The following is a 16,797-nucleotide window of genomic DNA, read 5'->3' as shown; positions in this document are numbered from 1 at the left end:
TTCAAGCCGCCAGCAGGCTGCCGACCTGGACCACGCAGGCCAGCAAGAAACCGGCAAGGAAGAAAATGTAGGACAGGCGCAGGTAGCGATACTTGTGGTGGGCCAGATACCAGCCAAGCGCGTAAGTGTCGCGCGCCATGGTCTCGTAAACCGATCCGTCCGACTTGAGTGCACCGGCGATCTCGACCAGGAAGCGCTCGCGCGGCAGCTCGGCGAAATGTCCAAAGAAGAGCAGGTTGAACTGCGCCGGCAGCTTGTCGTCCACAAGCTTCAAGGGGCGATACTTCGGCAGCACCGCCAACACGGCCAGCAGCAGGGCCAGCAGGGTGAAGACTGCGAGCGTTAGCGAGGCCGTGCGCAGCATCGGGTCGCTCAGGCGACCGAGCACCAGCGTCAGCACGATGGACGACATGGTGATGATGATGTTGGCCTTGGTGTCGGCCATCGCCGATAGCTGCACGTGGTGCATCTGCATCGTGCGCAGCATGGTGTCGCCGGTGTTGCGTTCCGGAATGGCGGCGAAAAGCTTCTCTAGCTCGGTCGTGCTGGGGATGTCAGCGGGGGGCATGGGGCGCGATCCTTTCGGGACCGCGCCATCATAGCCCGCTCGCTCGCCCCAGCGCGTCCCAGGTTCAGGCCACGGCCGAAAGCTTCTGGGTCTTGGCCACCAGCGGCGCGCGTATCAGGTGGTCGAACGCGCTGAGCGCGGCGGTCGAACCGGCACCCATGGCGACCACGATCTGCTTGAAAGGCTCCGTGGTGGCGTCACCTGCCGCGAACACGCCGGGCATCGAGGTTTGGCCACGCTCGTCGATGACAATCTCGCCGCGCGCGGAAAGCTCGATCGTTCCCTTGAGCCACTCCGTGTTCGGCAACAGACCGATCTGCACGAAGATACCCTCGAGCTCGATCCGGTGTTCGCTGTCCAGCACACGATCGCGATAGACCAGGCCGTTGACCCGCCCGCCGTCACCCAACACCTCGGTGCTCTGCGCGTTCACCAGCACGGTGACGTTGGCAAGGCTGCGCAGCTTGCGCTGAAGCACTTCGTCGGCGCGCAGTTTCGCGTCGAACTCGACCAGGGTGACGTGCGCGACGATGCCGGCAAGGTCGATCGCAGCTTCGACACCGGAATTGCCGCCGCCGATCACCGCCACCCGCTTGCCCTTGAACAGGGGACCATCGCAGTGCGGGCAGTAGGCCACGCCCTTGTTCCGATACTTTTCCTCGCCGGGGACACCCATCTGGCGCCAGCGCGCGCCGGTGCCCAGCACCACCGTGCGCGACTTGAGCACCGCGCCGCTGGCCATCTCGACCCGCAGCAGCCCGTCCGCGTCCGCCGGCAGCAGCTTCGCGGCGCGTTGGCCGTTCATCAGGTCCACCTCGTAGTGGCGAACGTTTTGTTCCAGCGCGGCGGCCAGCTTCGGGCCTTCGGTCTCGGCCACGGAAATCAGGTTTTCGATGCCCATCGTGTCGAGCACCTGGCCGCCGAAGCGTTCGGCCGCCACACCGGTGCGGATGCCCTTGCGCGCGGCGTAGATAGCCGCCGCGGCGCCGGCCGGGCCGCCGCCAACCACCAGCACTTCGAATGGGTCCTTGGCATCAAGCTGGCGCGCTTCGCGAACCGCGGCGCCGGTGTCGAGCTTGGACACGATCTCGGCAAGCGTCATCCGACCGGCCCCGAACATTTCGCCGTTGAGGTAGATCGCCGGGACTGCCATCACCTGCCGCGACTCGACTTCGGCCTGGAACAGCGCGCCGTCGATAGCGACGTGCCGGACGCCCGGGTTGAGCACGGCCATCAGGTTCAAGGCCTGGACCACGTCCGGGCAGTTCTGGCACGACAGCGAGAAATAGCTTTCGAAATTGAATTCGCCCTCGAGTGCCGCGATCTGCGCCAGCAGCTCCTGCGATTCGCGCGAAGGATGCCCGCCCACCTGCAGCAGGGCCAGCACCAGCGAGGTGAACTCATGGCCCATGGGGATGCCGGCGAAGCGGACCGCGGTGTCGGTGCCGACGCGCACGATCTCGAACGAAGGCCGGCGAGCGTCGTCGTCGGTGCGGGCGTAGCTGATCTTGTCCGACAGCGTGGCGATTTCTTCCAGCAGGGAGCTCAGCTCGCCCGAGGCCTCGCTGTCGTCTAGCGACGCGCGCAGCTGGATCGGCAGTTGCAGCTTCTCGAGATAGGTCGCGAGCTGTGCTTTCAGGTTTGCGTCGAGCATGGCGGTACTCCGGGAAGTGGGGGCTTTCGGATGCCGCCTGGCGGGGCCTGGCGACGCGCGAAAACAACCTCTGGGGGTAGCGACCCCCGGGATTTCCCGGGGGCCGCCGAACGGTGCGTGGTGCTTAGATCTTGCCGACCAGGTCCAGCGACGGCGCGAGCGTCTTCTGGCCTTCCTTCCACTTCGCCGGGCAGACCTGGCCCGGATTGGCGGCGATGAACTGGGCAGCCTTGAGCTTGCGCAGGGTCTCGGCGACGTCGCGGGCGATGGCGTTGTCGTGGATCTCGGCGGTCTTGATCACGCCGTCCGGATTGATGATGAAGGTGCCGCGCAGGGCCAGGCCTTCCTCTTCAATGTGGACGTCGAAGGCGCGGGTCAGCTGGTGGGTCGGGTCGCCGACCAGCGGGAACTTCGCCTTGCCCACGGCCGGCGAGGTCTCATGCCAGACCTTGTGCGAGAAATGGGTGTCGGTGGTGACGATGTAGACCTCGGCGCCGGCGGCCTGGAACTCGCCGTAGTTCTCGGCGGCGTCCTCGACTTCGGTCGGGCAGTTGAAGGTGAAGGCGGCCGGCATGAAGATCAGCACGGACCACTTGCCCTTGAGGCTGGCCTCGGTGACTTCGACGAACTTGCCGTTATGGAAGGCCTGGGCCTTGAAGGGCTGGACTTGGGTGTTGATCAGGGACATGGGCAGATACCTTTTTGGAGGGAGAGTGAATTGAATTCAGGAAGATCTTAGTTAAAACCTATCAATGTATAAAGTAGATTGATTCTATCATTACGATAGTCTTAGACTATTAACAGCTCGACAACCCCAATCCTGCGGCGCATTACTGGCGCCTACCCTCTAGGCCACGGCGACCCGAATGAATCTGCGCGACCTGCGTTACCTGGTGGCCCTGGCCGAGCTACGCCATTTCGGGCGCGCTGCCGATGCGTGTCACGTCAGTCAGCCCACACTGTCCACCCAGATCAAGAAGCTGGAGGAAGAGCTCGGGGTTTCGCTGGTCGAGCGCGCGCCGCGCCACGTCATGCTGACGCCCGCCGGCCACGACATCGCGGCCCGGGCGCGACGCGTACTGGCCGAAGTCGAGCAGATGCGGGAAACCGCGCGCCGCACCAGCGATCCGGAAGCAGGCAGCGTGCGTATCGGTTTCTTCCCGACGCTGGGCCCCTACTTGCTGCCGCACGTGGTGCCGCGCCTGCGCGCGCGCTTCCCGCGGCTGGAGCTTTTGCTGGTCGAGGAAAAAACCGAAGTCGTGCTGCACCTGCTGCGCGAGGGCAAGCTCGACGCGGCCGTACTGGCGCTGCCGCTGCACGAAGACTGGCTGGAAACCGAGTTCCTGTTCGAGGAGCCGTTCATGCTCGCCGTGCCCGAAGGCCACCCGTTGGCCAGCCACCGTGACCTGCGCCTGGCCGAACTCAGCGACCAGCATTTGCTGCTGCTCGAAGAAGGCCATTGCCTTCGCGACCAGGCGCTGGCCGTCTGCAGTCTTGCGGGCGCCGGCGAAAAAGAAGGGTTCCGCGCCACCAGCCTTGAAACCTTGCGCCAGATGGTGGCCGCGGGCGTCGGCGTGACCTTGCTGCCGATGCTGGCCGTAAAGCCACCGGTATCGCCATCGGAAAACATCCGGCTGCTGGAGTTCGGCAATCCCCCGCCGTCGCGCCGGCTCGCCATGGTCTGGCGAAAAAGCTCGGCGATGTCGGGCTTCCTGCATCAGGTCGCCGGGGTCCTGCGCGACCTGCCGTCCGGCCTGCTTGACCCGCCCAAGCAAACGGCGCCCGCCGCGCGGGCCAAACGACGCGCAGGGGCTTGAACCCTGCGCGTCCTCGGGCTACGGTAGCCAATCAAATCGTTAACCCTCCGGGCGGTGCGCCATGCGTGCCGCCCGTTTCCTTATAGAGAACGCCATGGAAACGCCCAAGACCCTGCCGCCGATCACCTTGGGCAGCCGCGACCTCGCCCGGCTCGAACAACTGCTGGATTCACCGGCCCTGCGCCGCCTGCCTGTTGCCCAGGCCCTGGGTGCCGAACTCGAGCGCGCCAATGTACTTGCGCCCGGCCAGGTGCCCGAGGACGTGGTGACGATGAACGCGACCGTCACCTGCGTGGACGAAGTCAGCGCGGAAGAGCACCAGTTCACCCTGGTCTATCCGCAGGATGCTGACGTCGCGACCGGCAAGGTGTCGGTGCTCGCGCCGGTCGGCAGCGCCCTGCTCGGCCTCTCGGTCGGCCAGGTAATTGACTGGCAGGCGCCAGGCGGCCGGGCACTGAAGCTGCGCGTGATCAATGTGGTGGCGCCCTCGGAGTCCGCGGGCGTCTTGCATCGCTGAGCGGGCGCGGCAATAGTCAGGCTCTCGAGCCGGGGCCGATCCGCCGCTGGCCAGACCCGGTGACACGATGACGCTCAAGGGCTCCAAGACCGAGAAGAACCTGAAGCTGGCCTTTTCCCGCGAGGCGGAGGCCAACCGTCGCTATCTCTTTTTCGCCCAGAAAGCAGACGTCGAGGGTTACACCGACGTGGCGTCGGTATTTCGTTCCACCGCCGAAGGTGAAACCGGCCACGCCCACGGTCATCTCGAATACCTGGAGTCCTGCGGCGACCCGGTCACCGGCCTGCCCTTCGGCAGCACGCTGGACAATCTTCGCTCGGCCGTCGCCGGCGAGACCCACGAGTTCACCGAGATGTACCCGACCATGGCCCGTACCGCGCGCGAAGAAGGCATGGATGAAATCGCCGACTGGTTTGAAACCCTGGCCAAGGCCGAGCGTTCGCACGCCAGCCGCCTCCAGAAATCCCTGGATGAACTGTCGGCGCAGGCGAACGACTGAGATGCCGGCCGGCGAATCCCGGCAGCGGGCGCTGGCGCGGAGCGTCGCCTGATGCCGCGCTGGCTGTGGATCCTGCTCGCCGCCGCCCTGGCCGCGTTACTTTGGGCCGCCAGCCGCGACACCTCGGTCCAGTTGCCCTCGCGCCCGGGTACGGGAGCCTCGGTCCAGTGCGTGCCTCCCCCCGGCACATTCAACATCCTTGCGCCGCTGCAGACACCGGTTTCGCCGGCGATGCAGCCGTTCCAACTGGGCGACTACCTGATCACACCGCTCGCCGGCTTCGGTATCGAGGCGAAGGTACTGGGCCGCGAGGACTATCGCTTCGATCCCGGCGCGGCGGTGTCGCCCACCGATCTGGCCTTGGGCTGGGGCAGGATGGCGCGCCAGGAGCACTACCAGCCGCTGTCGATCAGCCAATCCGGCCGCTGGTACCACTACCGCTGGGGTCGCGACGGCCCGCCGCTGCCGCTCGACGAGATCATCCGCAGCAGCGCCAACATGCACTTGATTCCTTCCGACGAACGCGTGGCCGCGGCGATGTCGAGGGTACGCGCCGGCCAGACCGTCCGCCTGCAGGGCTGGCTGGTGGAAGTGCGAGATGAGCAAGGCTGGACCTGGCGCAGTTCGCTCAGCCGCGAGGACAGCGGCGGCGGCGGCTGCGAATTGATCTACGTCTGCACGCTGACGTCCTGGTGATACCCGGGTCGGCTCAGGCCTCGTCCGCGCCGACGCGCTCGGTTTCGGCCAGACCGGCGGCTTCCCACTGCTTCATCGCGGGCAGGGTGAGCACGGCGTCCAGGTAGTCACGCGCGGTGTCGTCGCAGTCAACGCCGTAGCTGCGGAATCGGGCACAGACCGGCGCGAACATCGCATCCACGATACCGAAGCGCCCACACAGGAAGGGTCCGCTGCTACCAAAGCGGCTGCGCAGCTCCCGCCAGAGTCCCTGCACGCGGGCGATGTCATGGGCGGCATCGGCATCCCAGTGCTTTTCACGTGGCTGGCGACGCAGGTTCATCGGCAACTGTGCGCGCAGCGCAACGAAGCCCGAATGCATTTCCGCGGCGGCGCAGCGGGCGATTGCACGGGCCTCGGTGCCTGCCGGCCAGCCCTCGCCTGCCAGCCAGCGCTCGTTGGCGTACTCGCAGATCGCCAGCGAGTCCCAGACCGCGAGCGGTCCATCGTGCAGCACGGGCACGCGCCGGGTCGGCGACCAGCGCCCGACCTGCTCGCGGAACTCCGGGGTGTCGAGCGGCAGCCTGACCTCTTCGAATGACACGCCGAAATGGCGCAGAAGCAGCCAGGGCCGCAGCGACCAGGACGAGTAGTTCTTGTTGCCGATAACCAAGGTGGTGGTCATGGTTCGCCTCAGCTGAAAATCTGGTTGCCGCCGTTCTTGCCGGCGATCTGGGCGGCGCGCGAGGCCCGTTCAATGATGCCGGCCGGCTGGCGTTCGTCCGGCCCGGCCTGGGCCACGCCGATACTGACGCTCAAGCTGGTGGCGATACGCGGATCGATGCGCAGCCGGTTGACCGCCTCGCGCAGGCGCTCGGCGTACTCACGCGCCTGCAGCAGGCGTTTGCCTGATGCCGCCACCAGAAAACCATCCGGGCCGACGCGACCGAGCAGGTCACCGTACTCCATGGTTTCAAGCAGGCGTTCGGCCACCGGCCGCAGACCAGCGATGGCGCCAGCTTCGCCGCTGACCTCGCGCAGCGACGCGGCCTGATCCAGCTGGATGCAAAGCACGCTCAGCGGCGCCTGCTTCAAGCGCGCGGCCTCCATCTGCTTGTCGAGTCGGGCCAGGGTTGCCTCGACGCGGAAAACGCCGGTCGCAGGATCGGTCTCGGCATTCTTCTGCGCGTTGACCGCCCCTGCGGCCTCTTCACCCGCCATGATCGCCATTGCCGCGAACTCCGCGCACAGGGCCAGCTCGGAATCGCTATAGGTCACGTCAGCCTGGCGCTCCACCAGCAGCGCACCCCAGCCCGGCTTGGGAATGGGCAGCGGGATCACGGCCAGCTGCACCTGTTCGAGCGGCCCGGCGGGCCCGTCGAAATCAATGCCGATCTGCTGCGGCGCGCGCAGGCGGCTGAGGTTCTTGAGCAGCGTCGTGCGCTGCGCCAACAGCTCGCGGTAGCGTCCCTCGGCCTCGGGCGGCTCGACCTGTATCAGGTCCTCGCCGTGGAAATGCATGGCCACCACCGCGGCCGAGGTCTGGCTGAGTACAGGCCGGAGACCATCGAGCAGGCGCCGGAACGCAATCCACTTGAGGTCCGTGTCGGCCGCTGACTTCAGGCCCGCCTGCAGACTCTCGAGCAGGCGCTCGCGGGCCAGCTCGATCTTCTCCGCAGCGCTGGGCTCAGGCGGTGCAGCGCGCTTGCGCATGGCCCAACGCTGCATGCGCGCCCGGATCCAGGGAAGCGTCAGGTACAGGGCCACCGTGACGGCCAGCATGGGCTGCCAGCCGTAAAGATTGATCAAGGTCGGCGGCAGCACCTGGCGATCCGCCAGCACCCGCACCACCACCAACGCAGCGGCCGCCAGCAGCGTCAACAGCGGCGCCCAGCGATAGGTGCGCGAATCGATCAACAGCATCAGCAGACAGGCGATCAGCGCCAGGCCATTGCCCACCCAGGCCGTCCACTGCATCTGCAGCGGTGTCAGCGTGTTGCCGAACAAACCCCACAAGGCCATCAGCACCAGCCCCCAGCCCAGGCCGCGGGCCCAAGGCACCAGGGTCGGCGCCGCCTTGCCCAGGCCGCTGTAGTAACGCGTCGCCAGCACCAGCGGGCCGGCGCACAACAGCAGCAAGGCTTGCGGTACCGTCGCGCCGCGACCGGCCAGCAACGACATTTCCGGAAGGGAATACAGGTGCCCGTTGATGCCCAGGCAGGCCAGCCAGATACCCACCGCCGCGCCGCCAATGGCCGGTGCCCCCGCGCGGGCATCCTCGACATGGCGCACCAGGGACAGCGCCGCCACCAGCAACAGCAGGCCGTAGGTGAGGCGGAAGAAGCGGCGCGCCACGTCCTCCTCGGCGAGCGCCAAGGCCGGGTCCTGCAGACGCATATGCAGGCCGCCGTTCACCTTGCCCTGCAGGTGCAGGTAGATCTCGGTGCGGCCCGCGAGTTCGGCCGGCAACGGCAGGTGGAAATTTGCCGGCCAGGGGTTGTCGTCGCCGGAGGCGATGAAGAAGCTGTCTTCAGCCACCACGCGTGCATCCGGCAGCAGCTTGAGCTGGAGCCGGTCCAAGGGGGTGCGGACGATGGCCAACTGCCAGTTGGGTCCCGCCGCCTCGGGCAGCTCGGTGCGGATACGGACCCAAATATCGCGGCCGTCGCGGGCTGCGAAGGCAAAGCCAGGCGTGAGCACCGGTGTGAAACCGGGCTGGGCGCGACCGGTGAGGATGTCGTCGAGGGTGGTTCCGATCGGGGTTTCCATCACCGCCAGGTCGAGCGCGGGCGCGGGAACAGTGGCCCGCGCGGGGCTGGCCGGGATCGACCAGGCCAGCAGGCAGGCAATCAGGAACGCCAGCAGATAACGCAAGCTCAAACTCCCCTTCTCGACACGTAACGCCCCCCGGCACGCCCGATTCTATACTCGCCCCGGCCCTGGCGTTCAGCCCCGGGAACGCCAAGGCGTCCGAGCCGGTAAACTGGGCGACCCCAGCCAGACTAGCCCCGGACGAATGACCGCCACGCCCGCCCCCACCGACGCCACCGCGCCGGAAAAGAACGACTTCATTCGCCAGATCATCCGCGAGGACCTGGCCACGGGCAGGCATGCCGCCATCCGCACCCGTTTCCCGCCCGAGCCCAATGGCTACCTGCACATCGGTCACGCCAAGTCGATTTGCCTGAATTTCGGTATCGGCCGCGAGTTCGGTGGCCCCGTGGTCCTGCGTTTCGACGACACCAATCCCGCCAAGGAAGATCCCGAGTACGTCGAGGCCATCAAGGAAGACGTGCGTTGGCTGGGTTTCGAATGGGCTGAACTGCGTCACGCGTCGGACTACTTCGAGGTCTTCTACCGCAGCGCGATCAAGCTGGTGGAAGACGGCAAGGCCTACGTCTGCGACCTCGACGCCGAGCAGGTGCGCGAGTATCGCGGCACGCTCACCGAGCCGGGCCGCAACTCGCCCTTCCGCGACCGCAGCGTCGCGGAGAACCTGGACCTGTTCAAGCGCATGCGCGCTGGCGAGTTCCCGGACGGTGCCCGCACCCTGCGCGCGAAGATCGACATGGCCAGCGGCAACATCAACCTGCGCGACCCGGCGATCTACCGCATCAAGCACGTCGAGCACCAGAACACCGGCAAGGCCTGGCCGATCTACCCGATGTACGACTACGCGCACTGCCTCAGCGACGCGCTCGAAGGCATCACCCATTCGCTTTGCACGCTGGAATTCGAAGACCACCGCCCGCTGTACGACTGGTGTGTTGACCACGTGGACCTGGTGCGGAATCCGCAGCTCTACCAGCCGCTGGTGGACGCCGGCTTCAATGTGCCGGCCGCGAAGCCGCGCCAGATCGAGTTCTCGCGCCTGAACATCAATTACACCGTGATGAGCAAGCGCAAGCTGCTGGCGCTGGTGAACGAAGGCCTGGTGGGCGGCTGGGACGACCCGCGCATGCCGACGCTGCAGGGCCTGCGCCGCCGCGGCTGCCCGCCCGCGGCGCTGCGTTTGATGGCCGACCGGGTCGGCATCAGCAAGCAGAATTCCTTGATTGATTTCTCGGTGCTCGAGGGCTGCATCCGCGAAGTGCTGGATGCGGCGTCGCCGCGCCGCATGGCGGTCGTGGATCCGGTGAAGCTGGTGATCACCAATTTGCCCGAAGGCCACGCCGAATCGCTGCGATTCTCCAATCACCCCAAGGACCGGTCCTTCGGCGAGCGTGAGGTGCCGTTCTCGCGCGAGGTCTGGATCGAGCGCGAGGACTTCATGGAAGTTCCGCCCAAGGGTTTCCATCGCTTGATTCCGGGCGGCGAAGTGCGCCTGCGCGGCGTCGGCATCATCCGCTGCAACGAGGTGATGAAAGACGGCGACACGGTCGCGGCGCTGCACTGCACGCTAGACCTGGATTCGCGCGCGGGTTTGCCGGGCGCCGACCGCAAGGTCAAGGGCACCATCCACTGGGTCGCCGCCGCCACCGCGATCGAGGCCGAAGTGCGCCTGTACGACCGCCTGTTCAGCGTGCCCGACCCCGACAAGGACGAGGCTGGAAAAACCTATCGCGACTACCTCAACCCGGCATCGGTGCGGGTGGTGCGCGGCTATGTCGAGCCCGCCGCGGCAACGTTGGCGGCCGAGGCCGGGGTGCAGTTCGAGCGGCTGGGCTTCTTCACCGCCGACCGCCGCGACCATGCCCCGGGGCGACCGGTTTTCAACCGCACCGTCACCCTGCGCGACACCTGGGCAACGAAGGCGGGAGGCTGAAATGCTCTACGCGCAGCTGCACCTCACCCTGCCGGCCTGGGTCCACGAAGAAGTGGACGCGCAGCGCCTCTATCCCGATGCCGAAAGCAAGATCGCGCTGGCGATCAGGCTCTCGCGCTTGAACGTCGACCATCGCAGCGGCGGCCCCTTCGGCGCGGCGGTGTTCCAGGACGACGGCCGGCTGGTCGGCATCGGCGTGAACCGGGTGGTGCCGCACAACTGTTCGGCGGCCCACGCCGAAGTGATGGCCTTGACCACCAGCCAGCAGCGCATGCAGAGCTACCGCCTGAACCAGGGCGGCGGCCGCATCACCTTGGCCACGTCGGGCCAGCCCTGCAGCATGTGCTACGGGGCGCTGATCTGGGCCGGCATTGACGAGCTGCTGATCGCGGCACGCGCCGAAGACGTGCAGACGCTTGCCGGCTTCGACGAAGGCCCGCTGCCTGCCGACTGGAAAGGCGAACTCGAGAAGCGCGGTATCACCGTGCAAACCGATCTGATGCGCGACCATGCGCGCGACGTGCTGCGCGACTACGGGGAATCCGGACTTGTCTACTGACGGCCTGTTGGCCTACTGCCGCCCGGGCTTTGAGCCCGAACTGGCCGCTGAACTGAGCGAACGTGCCGCCATCGCCGGCTTCCCGGGCTATGCCCGCACCGAGCGCAACGCCGGCTTCGTCGAGTTCCTGGGCATCGAGGACGGCGCCGCGCTGTCGCAGGCACTGCCCTGGTCGACGCTTATTTTCGCGCGCCAGAAGATGCGCCTGCTGGCCGACCTGCCCGGCCTGGACCCGAAGGACCGCATCACGCCGATCATGGATGCGCTTGGCGGCCGCGGCCGCTACGGTGACCTCTGGGTCGAGCATCCCGATTCGGATGAAGGCAAGCAGTTGGCCGGCCTGGCCCGCTCCTTCGGCAACGCGCTGCGGCCGGCCCTGCGTCAGCGCGGCCTGCTCACCGACAAGCACGACCCGCGCCTGCCGCGCCTGCACGTGCTGATGCTGGCGGGCAACCACGCCATGCTCGGCAGCGCCGACACCAAGGACTCCTCGCCCTGGCCGCTGGGCGTGCCGCGCCTGCGCGCGCATGCCGATGCGCCAAGCCGCTCCGCGCTCAAGCTCGAAGAAGCGCTGATGATGCTGATGACCGAGAAAGAGCGCGCCGAGTTCATCCAGCCCGGCATGTTTGCGGCCGACCTCGGCGCCGCGCCGGGCGGCTGGAGCTGGGTGCTGGCGCGCCAGCACATCCGCGTGATGGCGGTCGACAACGGCCCGATGGCGCAGAGCGCGATGGACATGCCGATCATCGAACACATCCGCGCCGACGGCTTCCGCTGGCAGCCGCCCAAGCCCCTGGACTGGATGGTCTGCGACATGGTCGAGTCGCCGCGCAAGGTCGCCCACCGTATGGGCACCTGGTTCCGTGAAGGCTGGTGCCAGCACGCCATTTTCAACCTAAAGCTGCCGATGAAAAAGCGCTGGGACGAAACCCGGGACTGCCTGCAGCACTTCGTTGACCACGCGGGCAAGCCGCTGACGGTGCGTGCCAAGCAGCTCTACCACGACCGCGAAGAAATCACGGTTTATGCGGGCTAGCCTCGCGCTGCTCTGGCTTTTGGTGGCTGCACCGGTTGCGGCCCAGGACGACTATTTCTCGCGCGTGGACCTTGATGGCGACGGCCGCGTGTCGCTGCCGGAATTCCTGGAGCGCATGAGCTTCGCGTTCCGGCAGATGGACACCAATCTCAACGAGGTGCTCGAGCCGGGCGAGCAGCACATCCCGAACGCGCCGACGATTACGATCGCCGAACACCACGCGCGCTTCACTGCCCAGTTCCGCCGGCAGGATGGCAATGGCGACGGCCATCTCAGCCGCGAAGAACTGTTGGCCCCACCGCGCCGCTGAATCACCTGTAGGAGGGCCTTCAGGCCCGAAGCTTTTCGGCGAAAAGCTTCGGGCCTGAAGGCCCTCCTACAAGGGGTGCTTAGTTGGCGGCTAGCAGGGGCTGGAGGTAGCCGACGACGGCGAATACGGCCATCGTGATCATCAGCAGCAGCGTCAGCAGGGTGCCGACGAAACGGCCCACGCTGGATCCGTCGCTGCGACTCAGGCCCCAGGCATGCATCAGGCGCGACACCAGCAGGGTCGCACCGAAGCCGTGGATTACGGCGTCCGGGTAGCCGTTGAGCTCCATTCCGCCCAGCAGCAGCAGGGCCAGCGGCAGATACTCAACCGCATTGGCATGGCTACGCACTCGGAGGCTGAGTTCGCCATGGCCACCATCCCCCAAACCCACCTTGTGCCTGAGCCGATAGGCGATCACACGCCCAGAAAGCAGCAATACCAGCAGCGTGCACAGTCCGGCATAGAGCATCGTGACCATCAGTCAAGGATCTCGATAGCGGTAGCGACGATGCGCAGCTCGCGCTCGGCCGGCGGCGCCGCGCCATCGTCTTCGACCAGGTGGCGCGCGTGCTCTTCAGTGATGGGCTCCAGCTCCATCTGGCCGAACGCGATGGCGCGGCCGCTGGCGTCCTTGGGCACTTCGAAGCCGTGGTCCTTGGCCATCACGCGAGCGCTGCTGCCTTCATCCTCGAGCACGACCCAACAGCCCTTCTTCTGGCAGACCTGGGTAATGCGCCCGCTGAACTTTGCCGGGGCATTGGCATGTGCGGCGGGATCGGCGGCGGCCGCGGCGATGGATACCGCTTCGCCGACCGGCATCCGCTCGCCGTAGTTGGCGGCCATCGCGACCGGGGCAGCGCACATCATCAGCAAGCCAAGCATCGTCTTCATCATCATGTCCTCAGGCAGTCAGGGATCGCGCCGAAAGTTCGGCGACTTCGTGGGTGGTGCCGTAGCGGCCCTTTTCGTTCTTCGTGACCTGGGCCAGGGCGCACTCATGGTCATGGGTGAAGTACAGGTGCACGTTGCGCTGAAGCTTGTCTTCCAGGAATACCCGCTTCTCGTCGATCACCATCTCGGGGAAGCGGTCGTAGCCCATCGTGATCGGCACGTGCACCCAGTGCCGACCCGGGATCAGGTCGGCGCAGAACACCAGGCCGCCGTGCGGTCGGCCGCTGGCGTCAGGCGCACCGACAATCTCGGCCAACAACAGGCCCGGCGTATGTCCCTGGCTGACGTGGAAGCGCACGCTTTCGCCGAGCGCACGGCAATGCGGGCCGTCCACCAGTTCCAGCCGGCCGCTGGCCTCGAGCAAGGGCGCGAGTTCCGGAATGAAGCTGGCCCGGTCGCGCGAATGCGGGTCCACGGCGCGCTGCCAGTGCTCGGCGCCGACCACGAAGGTCGCGTTCGGGAACAGCAGCGACGGGGCCTCGCCCTCCTTCCACGCCGCCAACAGGCCGCCCGCGTGGTCGAAGTGCAGGTGGCTGAGCACGACCACGTCGATGTCCTCGTGCTTGAAGCCGGCCTCGGCCAGCGATTCCAGCAGCACGTGCTGCGACTCGACGACGCCGTAGCGCTCGCGCATCTTCGGTTCGAAGAACGCGCCGATGCCGGTCTCGAACAGCACGGTCTTGCCGTTGAGCGGGCTGGCCAGCAGCGCGCGGCAGGCCAGCGGAATGCGGTTTTCCTCATCCGGCGCCACCCACTTGGCCCACATCGCCCGCGGCGCATTGCCGAACATCGCGCCGCCGTCGAGGCGCTGCGAATTACCCATGATCGACCAAAGCTTCATAGCAGTACTCCTTGCCGCATCCCTGTAGGAGGGCCTTCAGGCCCGAAGCCCTTTGCCGGAAAGCTTCGGGCCTGAAGGCCCTCCTACAAGGGTTTAGCGGTAGATGGCGGACTCGTCGGAAGACGATCCCTTGCCCACGCCTTCCCAGCGCGAGTCGGTGCCGGCTTCTACCGCGCCGGTGTCGCGGCGCCACAGCACCACCTGCATATTGCCCCAGCTGCGATCACCAATCCGCAGATCGTGGCCGCGCGCCTTCAGCGCCTCTACTTCCTCGGCGGTAAAGGCTTCCGGCTCGGCCGACAGTTGGTCCGGCAGGTACTGGTGATGGAAGCGCGGCGCATCCGCCGTGGCCTGCGCACCCTCGCCGTCCAGCAGCTCAAACAGCCCCAGCAACACCATCGTCACGATGCGGCTGCCGCCGGGGGTGCCGAGCACGGCAACGCGGTCCTTTCCGATCAGGAAGGTCGGCGTCATCGACGACAGCGGGCGCTTGCCCGGCGCGATCGCATTGGCGTCCTCGCCGACCAGGCCGAAGGCATTGGGCACGCCCGGCTTGACCGAGAAGTCGTCCATTTCATTGTTCAGCAGAAAGCCCGTGCCGGGCACCACCAGCGCATTGCCGTAGGGCAGGTTCACGGTCTGGGTGACGGCGGCCAGGTTGCCCTGCGCGTCAATGATCGAGAAGTGCGTGGTGTCCGGACGCGACGGCGTCACGGTAACGCCGGGAAGCATGTCGCTGGGCGTCGCACGCTCGGTATTGATGCCCGCGCGCAGCCCGGCGGCATAGTCTTTCCCGACCAGCAGCGGCACCGGCACTTTCACGAAGTCCGGGTCGCCCAGGTAGATCGCGCGGTCGCGATAGGCGCGGCGCATGGCTTCGACCACCAGATGGGTGCGCGGCACCTTGGCCATTGCCGGATAGTCGTAGCCGTCGAGGATATTGAAAATGGTGGCGATGGCGACGCCGCCCGAGGACGGCGGTGGCGCCGTCACGATCTCGACGCCGCGATGACGGATGCGGATCGGCTCGCGCTCCACCACGCGATAGTCCTCGAGGTCACGCGCGGTCCACAGCCCGCCCGCCTTGCGCACGCCGGCCACCAGGCGGCGGCCGTTGGCGCCGCGGTAGAAGCCATCGGCGCCGTCGCGGGCGATCGCCTCGAGCACGCGCGCATAGTCTTCGTTGCGCATCAGCGTGCCCTGCGCCGGCACCTCGCCGTTGCGAAGGAAAAGTTTCGCGGCACCGGGATTGGCGGCCAGCGCATCGCGGCGATAGCCGATCATCGCCGCGTTCTTGGGACCAAAGACCCAACCCTCGCGCGCCAGCCGGATCGCCGGCGCCAGTGATTCCGACAGCGGCAGTTGGCCGTAGTGCTTGGCCAGGTGTTCAAGCCCGGCGGGCAGGCCCGGAATGCCGGCCGCCAGCGCGCCATCCACCGACAGGCGCCGGTTGGCGTTGCCATCGGCGTCCAGGAACATGTCGCGAGTAGCCGCGAACGGCGCGCGCTCGCGCGCATCCACGAACACGTCGCGCCCGTCCTTGGCCACGTGCAGCAGCATGAATCCGCCGCCGCCCAAGCCCGAGCTTTCCGGCTCGACCAGGCCAAGCGTCGCACTCACGGCAACCGCGGCATCGAAGGCATTGCCGCCCTTGGCCAGCACTTCCATACCGGCGTCGGTGGCGTAGGCGTTGGCGCTGGCGATGGCCGCCTGGCGCGGCTGGGTGGCGGAGCCGTCGGCCAGCACCAGGGCCGGGACCAGCAGCAGACCAAGAATAAAGGCTCGGATCACGCGGCGGACTCCTGCTGCAGGTTCAGCAATTTGGCGAGCAGCTGCTCGTTGGTTTCGGGATGGCCCGGGTCGGGGTCGATGCATTCGACCGGGCAGACGACGACGCACTGCGGCTCGTCGTGGTGACCGACGCACTCGGTGCAGCGGCGCGGGTCGATCACGTAGATCGTTTCGCCCTGGCTGATGGCATCGTTCGGGCAAGCCGGGGCGCAGACATCGCAGTTGATGCAAAGCTGGTTGATCAGCAGGGACATTGGCGGTCACGCGCGCCCCGGCCAAGGCCGGGGCGCGCGCCTTGGCTCACTTGGCTTCGACGAAGACGTAGGTGGCGCCCGCGGCTTCGACCACAGGCTTCACGCGCTCGCTGTCGGCCGGGGTGCCGATGAACAGCACGATCGAACCCTTCAGCGCCGTCGGCTCGGCGTCGGCAAAAGCGGTGAGCAGCAGGTCGGCCATCTTGGCGCTGTCAGGCGAACCAAAAGCCAGCATGTTGCCCGGCAGCACGGTGCGCAGCACCACGGCGGTGACGTTCTCGAGCTGACGCGAGTACTGGGTGCGGCCGTCCTGGTCGTCCTCGGTCAGGGTGTCGCTGTTGGCCGGCAGGTAGTACGGGAAGATGCGGTCCGTAACGCCGGCCTGGTTCTGGGCGACCACCTTGCCCAGGTATTCCTTCCAGGCCATGTCGTCGCCGTCGGAAGGTGCTACCAGCGCGGCCGGAGCGGGCGCGGCCTCTTCTTCCTTCGCGCAGCCGGCGACAAGGGTGAGCGAAAGCAGCAGGGCAAGCGGAGCAAGGATACGGTTCATGGTGATACCT

19 protein-coding genes are annotated in these 16,797 nt (G+C 66.9%); 8 read left to right on the top strand and 11 right to left on the bottom strand.

Annotated features, from left to right (window positions below; genetic code table 11):
• Window position 1: 1 nt before the first annotated feature.
• From ACYVGY_RS02740 to ahpC, 3 genes are all read right to left on the bottom strand, one after another.
• On the bottom strand, window positions 2-568 hold the full coding sequence (locus ACYVGY_RS02740; RefSeq protein WP_460455946.1) for a Pycsar system effector family protein: 567 nt from the start codon (window positions 566-568) through the stop codon (window positions 2-4).
• A 64-nt stretch (window positions 569-632) separates the two neighbouring features.
• Window positions 633-2,222, bottom strand: coding sequence for an alkyl hydroperoxide reductase subunit F (ahpF, locus tag ACYVGY_RS02735; protein WP_460455945.1), 1,590 nt, complete (start codon window positions 2,220-2,222; stop codon window positions 633-635).
• Window positions 2,223-2,346: 124 nt separating this feature from the next.
• On the bottom strand, window positions 2,347-2,910 hold the full coding sequence (gene ahpC / locus ACYVGY_RS02730) for an alkyl hydroperoxide reductase subunit C (protein ID WP_460455944.1): 564 nt from the start codon (window positions 2,908-2,910) through the stop codon (window positions 2,347-2,349).
• Window positions 2,911-3,088: 178 nt separating this feature from the next.
• Between ahpC and oxyR the strand changes: the two genes are divergently transcribed.
• The 4 genes from oxyR (at window position 3,089) to ACYVGY_RS02710 (ending at window position 5,751) form a co-directional block, all read left to right on the top strand.
• Window positions 3,089-4,039 carry a DNA-binding transcriptional regulator OxyR gene (oxyR, locus tag ACYVGY_RS02725; RefSeq protein WP_460455943.1) on the top strand — a complete coding sequence of 317 codons (951 nt, stop codon included), beginning with the start codon at window positions 3,089-3,091 and terminating at the stop codon, window positions 4,037-4,039.
• 94 nt (window positions 4,040-4,133) lie between these two features.
• On the top strand, window positions 4,134-4,556 hold the full coding sequence (rnk, locus tag ACYVGY_RS02720) for a nucleoside diphosphate kinase regulator (protein ID WP_460455942.1): 423 nt from the start codon (window positions 4,134-4,136) through the stop codon (window positions 4,554-4,556).
• Window positions 4,557-4,623: 67 nt separating this feature from the next.
• Window positions 4,624-5,055, top strand: coding sequence for a rubrerythrin family protein (locus ACYVGY_RS02715; protein ID WP_460455941.1), 432 nt, complete (start codon window positions 4,624-4,626; stop codon window positions 5,053-5,055).
• Window positions 5,056-5,106: 51 nt separating this feature from the next.
• Window positions 5,107-5,751: a hypothetical protein gene (locus tag ACYVGY_RS02710; RefSeq protein WP_460455940.1), complete on the top strand. Its 645-nt coding sequence runs from the start codon at window positions 5,107-5,109 to the stop codon at window positions 5,749-5,751.
• Window positions 5,752-5,764: 13 nt separating this feature from the next.
• Here ACYVGY_RS02710 and ACYVGY_RS02705 read toward each other — a convergent pair whose 3' ends face one another.
• Together ACYVGY_RS02705 and ACYVGY_RS02700 are read right to left on the bottom strand one after the other, a co-directional pair.
• Entirely contained in the window at window positions 5,765-6,415 is a 651-nt protein-coding gene (locus ACYVGY_RS02705; protein ID WP_460455939.1) for a glutathione S-transferase family protein, read from the bottom strand.
• 8 nt (window positions 6,416-6,423) lie between these two features.
• A complete protein-coding gene (locus ACYVGY_RS02700; protein WP_460455938.1) occupies window positions 6,424-8,604 on the bottom strand; it encodes a diguanylate cyclase in 2,181 nt (726 codons plus the stop codon).
• 142 nt (window positions 8,605-8,746) lie between these two features.
• Between ACYVGY_RS02700 and ACYVGY_RS02695 the strand changes: the two genes are divergently transcribed.
• From ACYVGY_RS02695 to ACYVGY_RS02680, 4 genes are read left to right on the top strand one after another with little or no spacing between them, the layout of a single operon-like run.
• A complete protein-coding gene (locus ACYVGY_RS02695) occupies window positions 8,747-10,495 on the top strand; it encodes a glutamine--tRNA ligase/YqeY domain fusion protein (protein WP_460455937.1) in 1,749 nt (582 codons plus the stop codon).
• A 1-nt stretch (window position 10,496) separates the two neighbouring features.
• Complete coding sequence (locus ACYVGY_RS02690; protein WP_460455936.1) at window positions 10,497-11,054, top strand: nucleoside deaminase; 558 nt, start codon at window positions 10,497-10,499, stop codon at window positions 11,052-11,054.
• Complete coding sequence (gene rlmM, locus ACYVGY_RS02685; protein WP_460455935.1) at window positions 11,005-12,090, top strand: 23S rRNA (cytidine(2498)-2'-O)-methyltransferase RlmM; 1,086 nt, start codon at window positions 11,005-11,007, stop codon at window positions 12,088-12,090. The genes ACYVGY_RS02690 and rlmM overlap by 50 nt, the downstream gene beginning before the upstream one ends.
• A complete protein-coding gene (locus ACYVGY_RS02680; RefSeq protein WP_460455934.1) occupies window positions 12,080-12,400 on the top strand; it encodes an EF-hand domain-containing protein in 321 nt (106 codons plus the stop codon). The genes rlmM and ACYVGY_RS02680 overlap by 11 nt, the downstream gene beginning before the upstream one ends.
• A gap of 79 nt (window positions 12,401-12,479) precedes the next feature.
• On the opposite strand, the gene ACYVGY_RS02675 is transcribed toward ACYVGY_RS02680, so the two are convergent.
• The 6 genes from ACYVGY_RS02675 to ACYVGY_RS02650 all read right to left on the bottom strand — a co-directional run bounded on the left by ACYVGY_RS02675 (window position 12,480) and on the right by ACYVGY_RS02650 (window position 16,787).
• Window positions 12,480-12,878, bottom strand: a complete 399-nt coding sequence (locus tag ACYVGY_RS02675) for an MAPEG family protein (protein WP_460455933.1) — start codon at window positions 12,876-12,878, stop codon at window positions 12,480-12,482.
• A complete protein-coding gene (locus tag ACYVGY_RS02670; protein WP_460455932.1) occupies window positions 12,878-13,291 on the bottom strand; it encodes a DUF4920 domain-containing protein in 414 nt (137 codons plus the stop codon). Before ACYVGY_RS02670 ends, ACYVGY_RS02675 begins: the two co-directional genes overlap by 1 nt.
• Window positions 13,292-13,301: 10 nt before the next feature.
• Entirely contained in the window at window positions 13,302-14,192 is an 891-nt protein-coding gene (locus ACYVGY_RS02665) for an MBL fold metallo-hydrolase (RefSeq protein ID WP_460455931.1), read from the bottom strand.
• 93 nt (window positions 14,193-14,285) lie between these two features.
• Window positions 14,286-15,983 (bottom strand): gamma-glutamyltransferase, encoded by a 1,698-nt coding sequence (ggt, locus tag ACYVGY_RS02660; RefSeq protein ID WP_460455930.1) that lies wholly within the window; start codon window positions 15,981-15,983, stop codon window positions 14,286-14,288.
• Window positions 15,980-16,237, bottom strand: a complete 258-nt coding sequence (locus tag ACYVGY_RS02655; RefSeq protein WP_460455929.1) for a YfhL family 4Fe-4S dicluster ferredoxin — start codon at window positions 16,235-16,237, stop codon at window positions 15,980-15,982. The genes ggt and ACYVGY_RS02655 overlap by 4 nt, the downstream gene beginning before the upstream one ends.
• Before the next feature lie 46 nt (window positions 16,238-16,283).
• Window positions 16,284-16,787 carry a hypothetical protein gene (locus ACYVGY_RS02650; protein WP_460455928.1) on the bottom strand — a complete coding sequence of 168 codons (504 nt, stop codon included), beginning with the start codon at window positions 16,785-16,787 and terminating at the stop codon, window positions 16,284-16,286.
• Window positions 16,788-16,797: the final 10 nt, after the last annotated feature.

This window comes from Arenimonas alkanexedens, assembly GCF_054781355.1.
This window is presented reverse-complemented; position numbering and strand designations above follow the sequence as displayed.

Coding starts and splice junctions, on each gene's coding strand:
- ACYVGY_RS02740 (WP_460455946.1), bottom strand. CDS start 568: ATGCCCCCCGCTGACATCCCCAGCACGACCGAGCTAGAGAAGCTTTTC.
- ahpF (WP_460455945.1), bottom strand. CDS start 2,222: ATGCTCGACGCAAACCTGAAAGCACAGCTCGCGACCTATCTCGAGAAG.
- ahpC (WP_460455944.1), bottom strand. CDS start 2,910: ATGTCCCTGATCAACACCCAAGTCCAGCCCTTCAAGGCCCAGGCCTTC.
- oxyR (WP_460455943.1), top strand. CDS start 3,089: ATGAATCTGCGCGACCTGCGTTACCTGGTGGCCCTGGCCGAGCTACGC.
- rnk (WP_460455942.1), top strand. CDS start 4,134: ATGGAAACGCCCAAGACCCTGCCGCCGATCACCTTGGGCAGCCGCGAC.
- ACYVGY_RS02715 (WP_460455941.1), top strand. CDS start 4,624: ATGACGCTCAAGGGCTCCAAGACCGAGAAGAACCTGAAGCTGGCCTTT.
- ACYVGY_RS02710 (WP_460455940.1), top strand. CDS start 5,107: ATGCCGCGCTGGCTGTGGATCCTGCTCGCCGCCGCCCTGGCCGCGTTA.
- ACYVGY_RS02705 (WP_460455939.1), bottom strand. CDS start 6,415: ATGACCACCACCTTGGTTATCGGCAACAAGAACTACTCGTCCTGGTCG.
- ACYVGY_RS02695 (WP_460455937.1), top strand. CDS start 8,747: ATGACCGCCACGCCCGCCCCCACCGACGCCACCGCGCCGGAAAAGAAC.
- ACYVGY_RS02690 (WP_460455936.1), top strand. CDS start 10,497: ATGCTCTACGCGCAGCTGCACCTCACCCTGCCGGCCTGGGTCCACGAA.
- rlmM (WP_460455935.1), top strand. CDS start 11,005: ATGCGCGCGACGTGCTGCGCGACTACGGGGAATCCGGACTTGTCTACT.
- ACYVGY_RS02680 (WP_460455934.1), top strand. CDS start 12,080: ATGCGGGCTAGCCTCGCGCTGCTCTGGCTTTTGGTGGCTGCACCGGTT.
- ACYVGY_RS02675 (WP_460455933.1), bottom strand. CDS start 12,878: ATGGTCACGATGCTCTATGCCGGACTGTGCACGCTGCTGGTATTGCTG.
- ACYVGY_RS02670 (WP_460455932.1), bottom strand. CDS start 13,291: ATGAAGACGATGCTTGGCTTGCTGATGATGTGCGCTGCCCCGGTCGCG.
- ACYVGY_RS02665 (WP_460455931.1), bottom strand. CDS start 14,192: ATGAAGCTTTGGTCGATCATGGGTAATTCGCAGCGCCTCGACGGCGGC.
- ACYVGY_RS02655 (WP_460455929.1), bottom strand. CDS start 16,237: ATGTCCCTGCTGATCAACCAGCTTTGCATCAACTGCGATGTCTGCGCC.
- ACYVGY_RS02650 (WP_460455928.1), bottom strand. CDS start 16,787: ATGAACCGTATCCTTGCTCCGCTTGCCCTGCTGCTTTCGCTCACCCTT.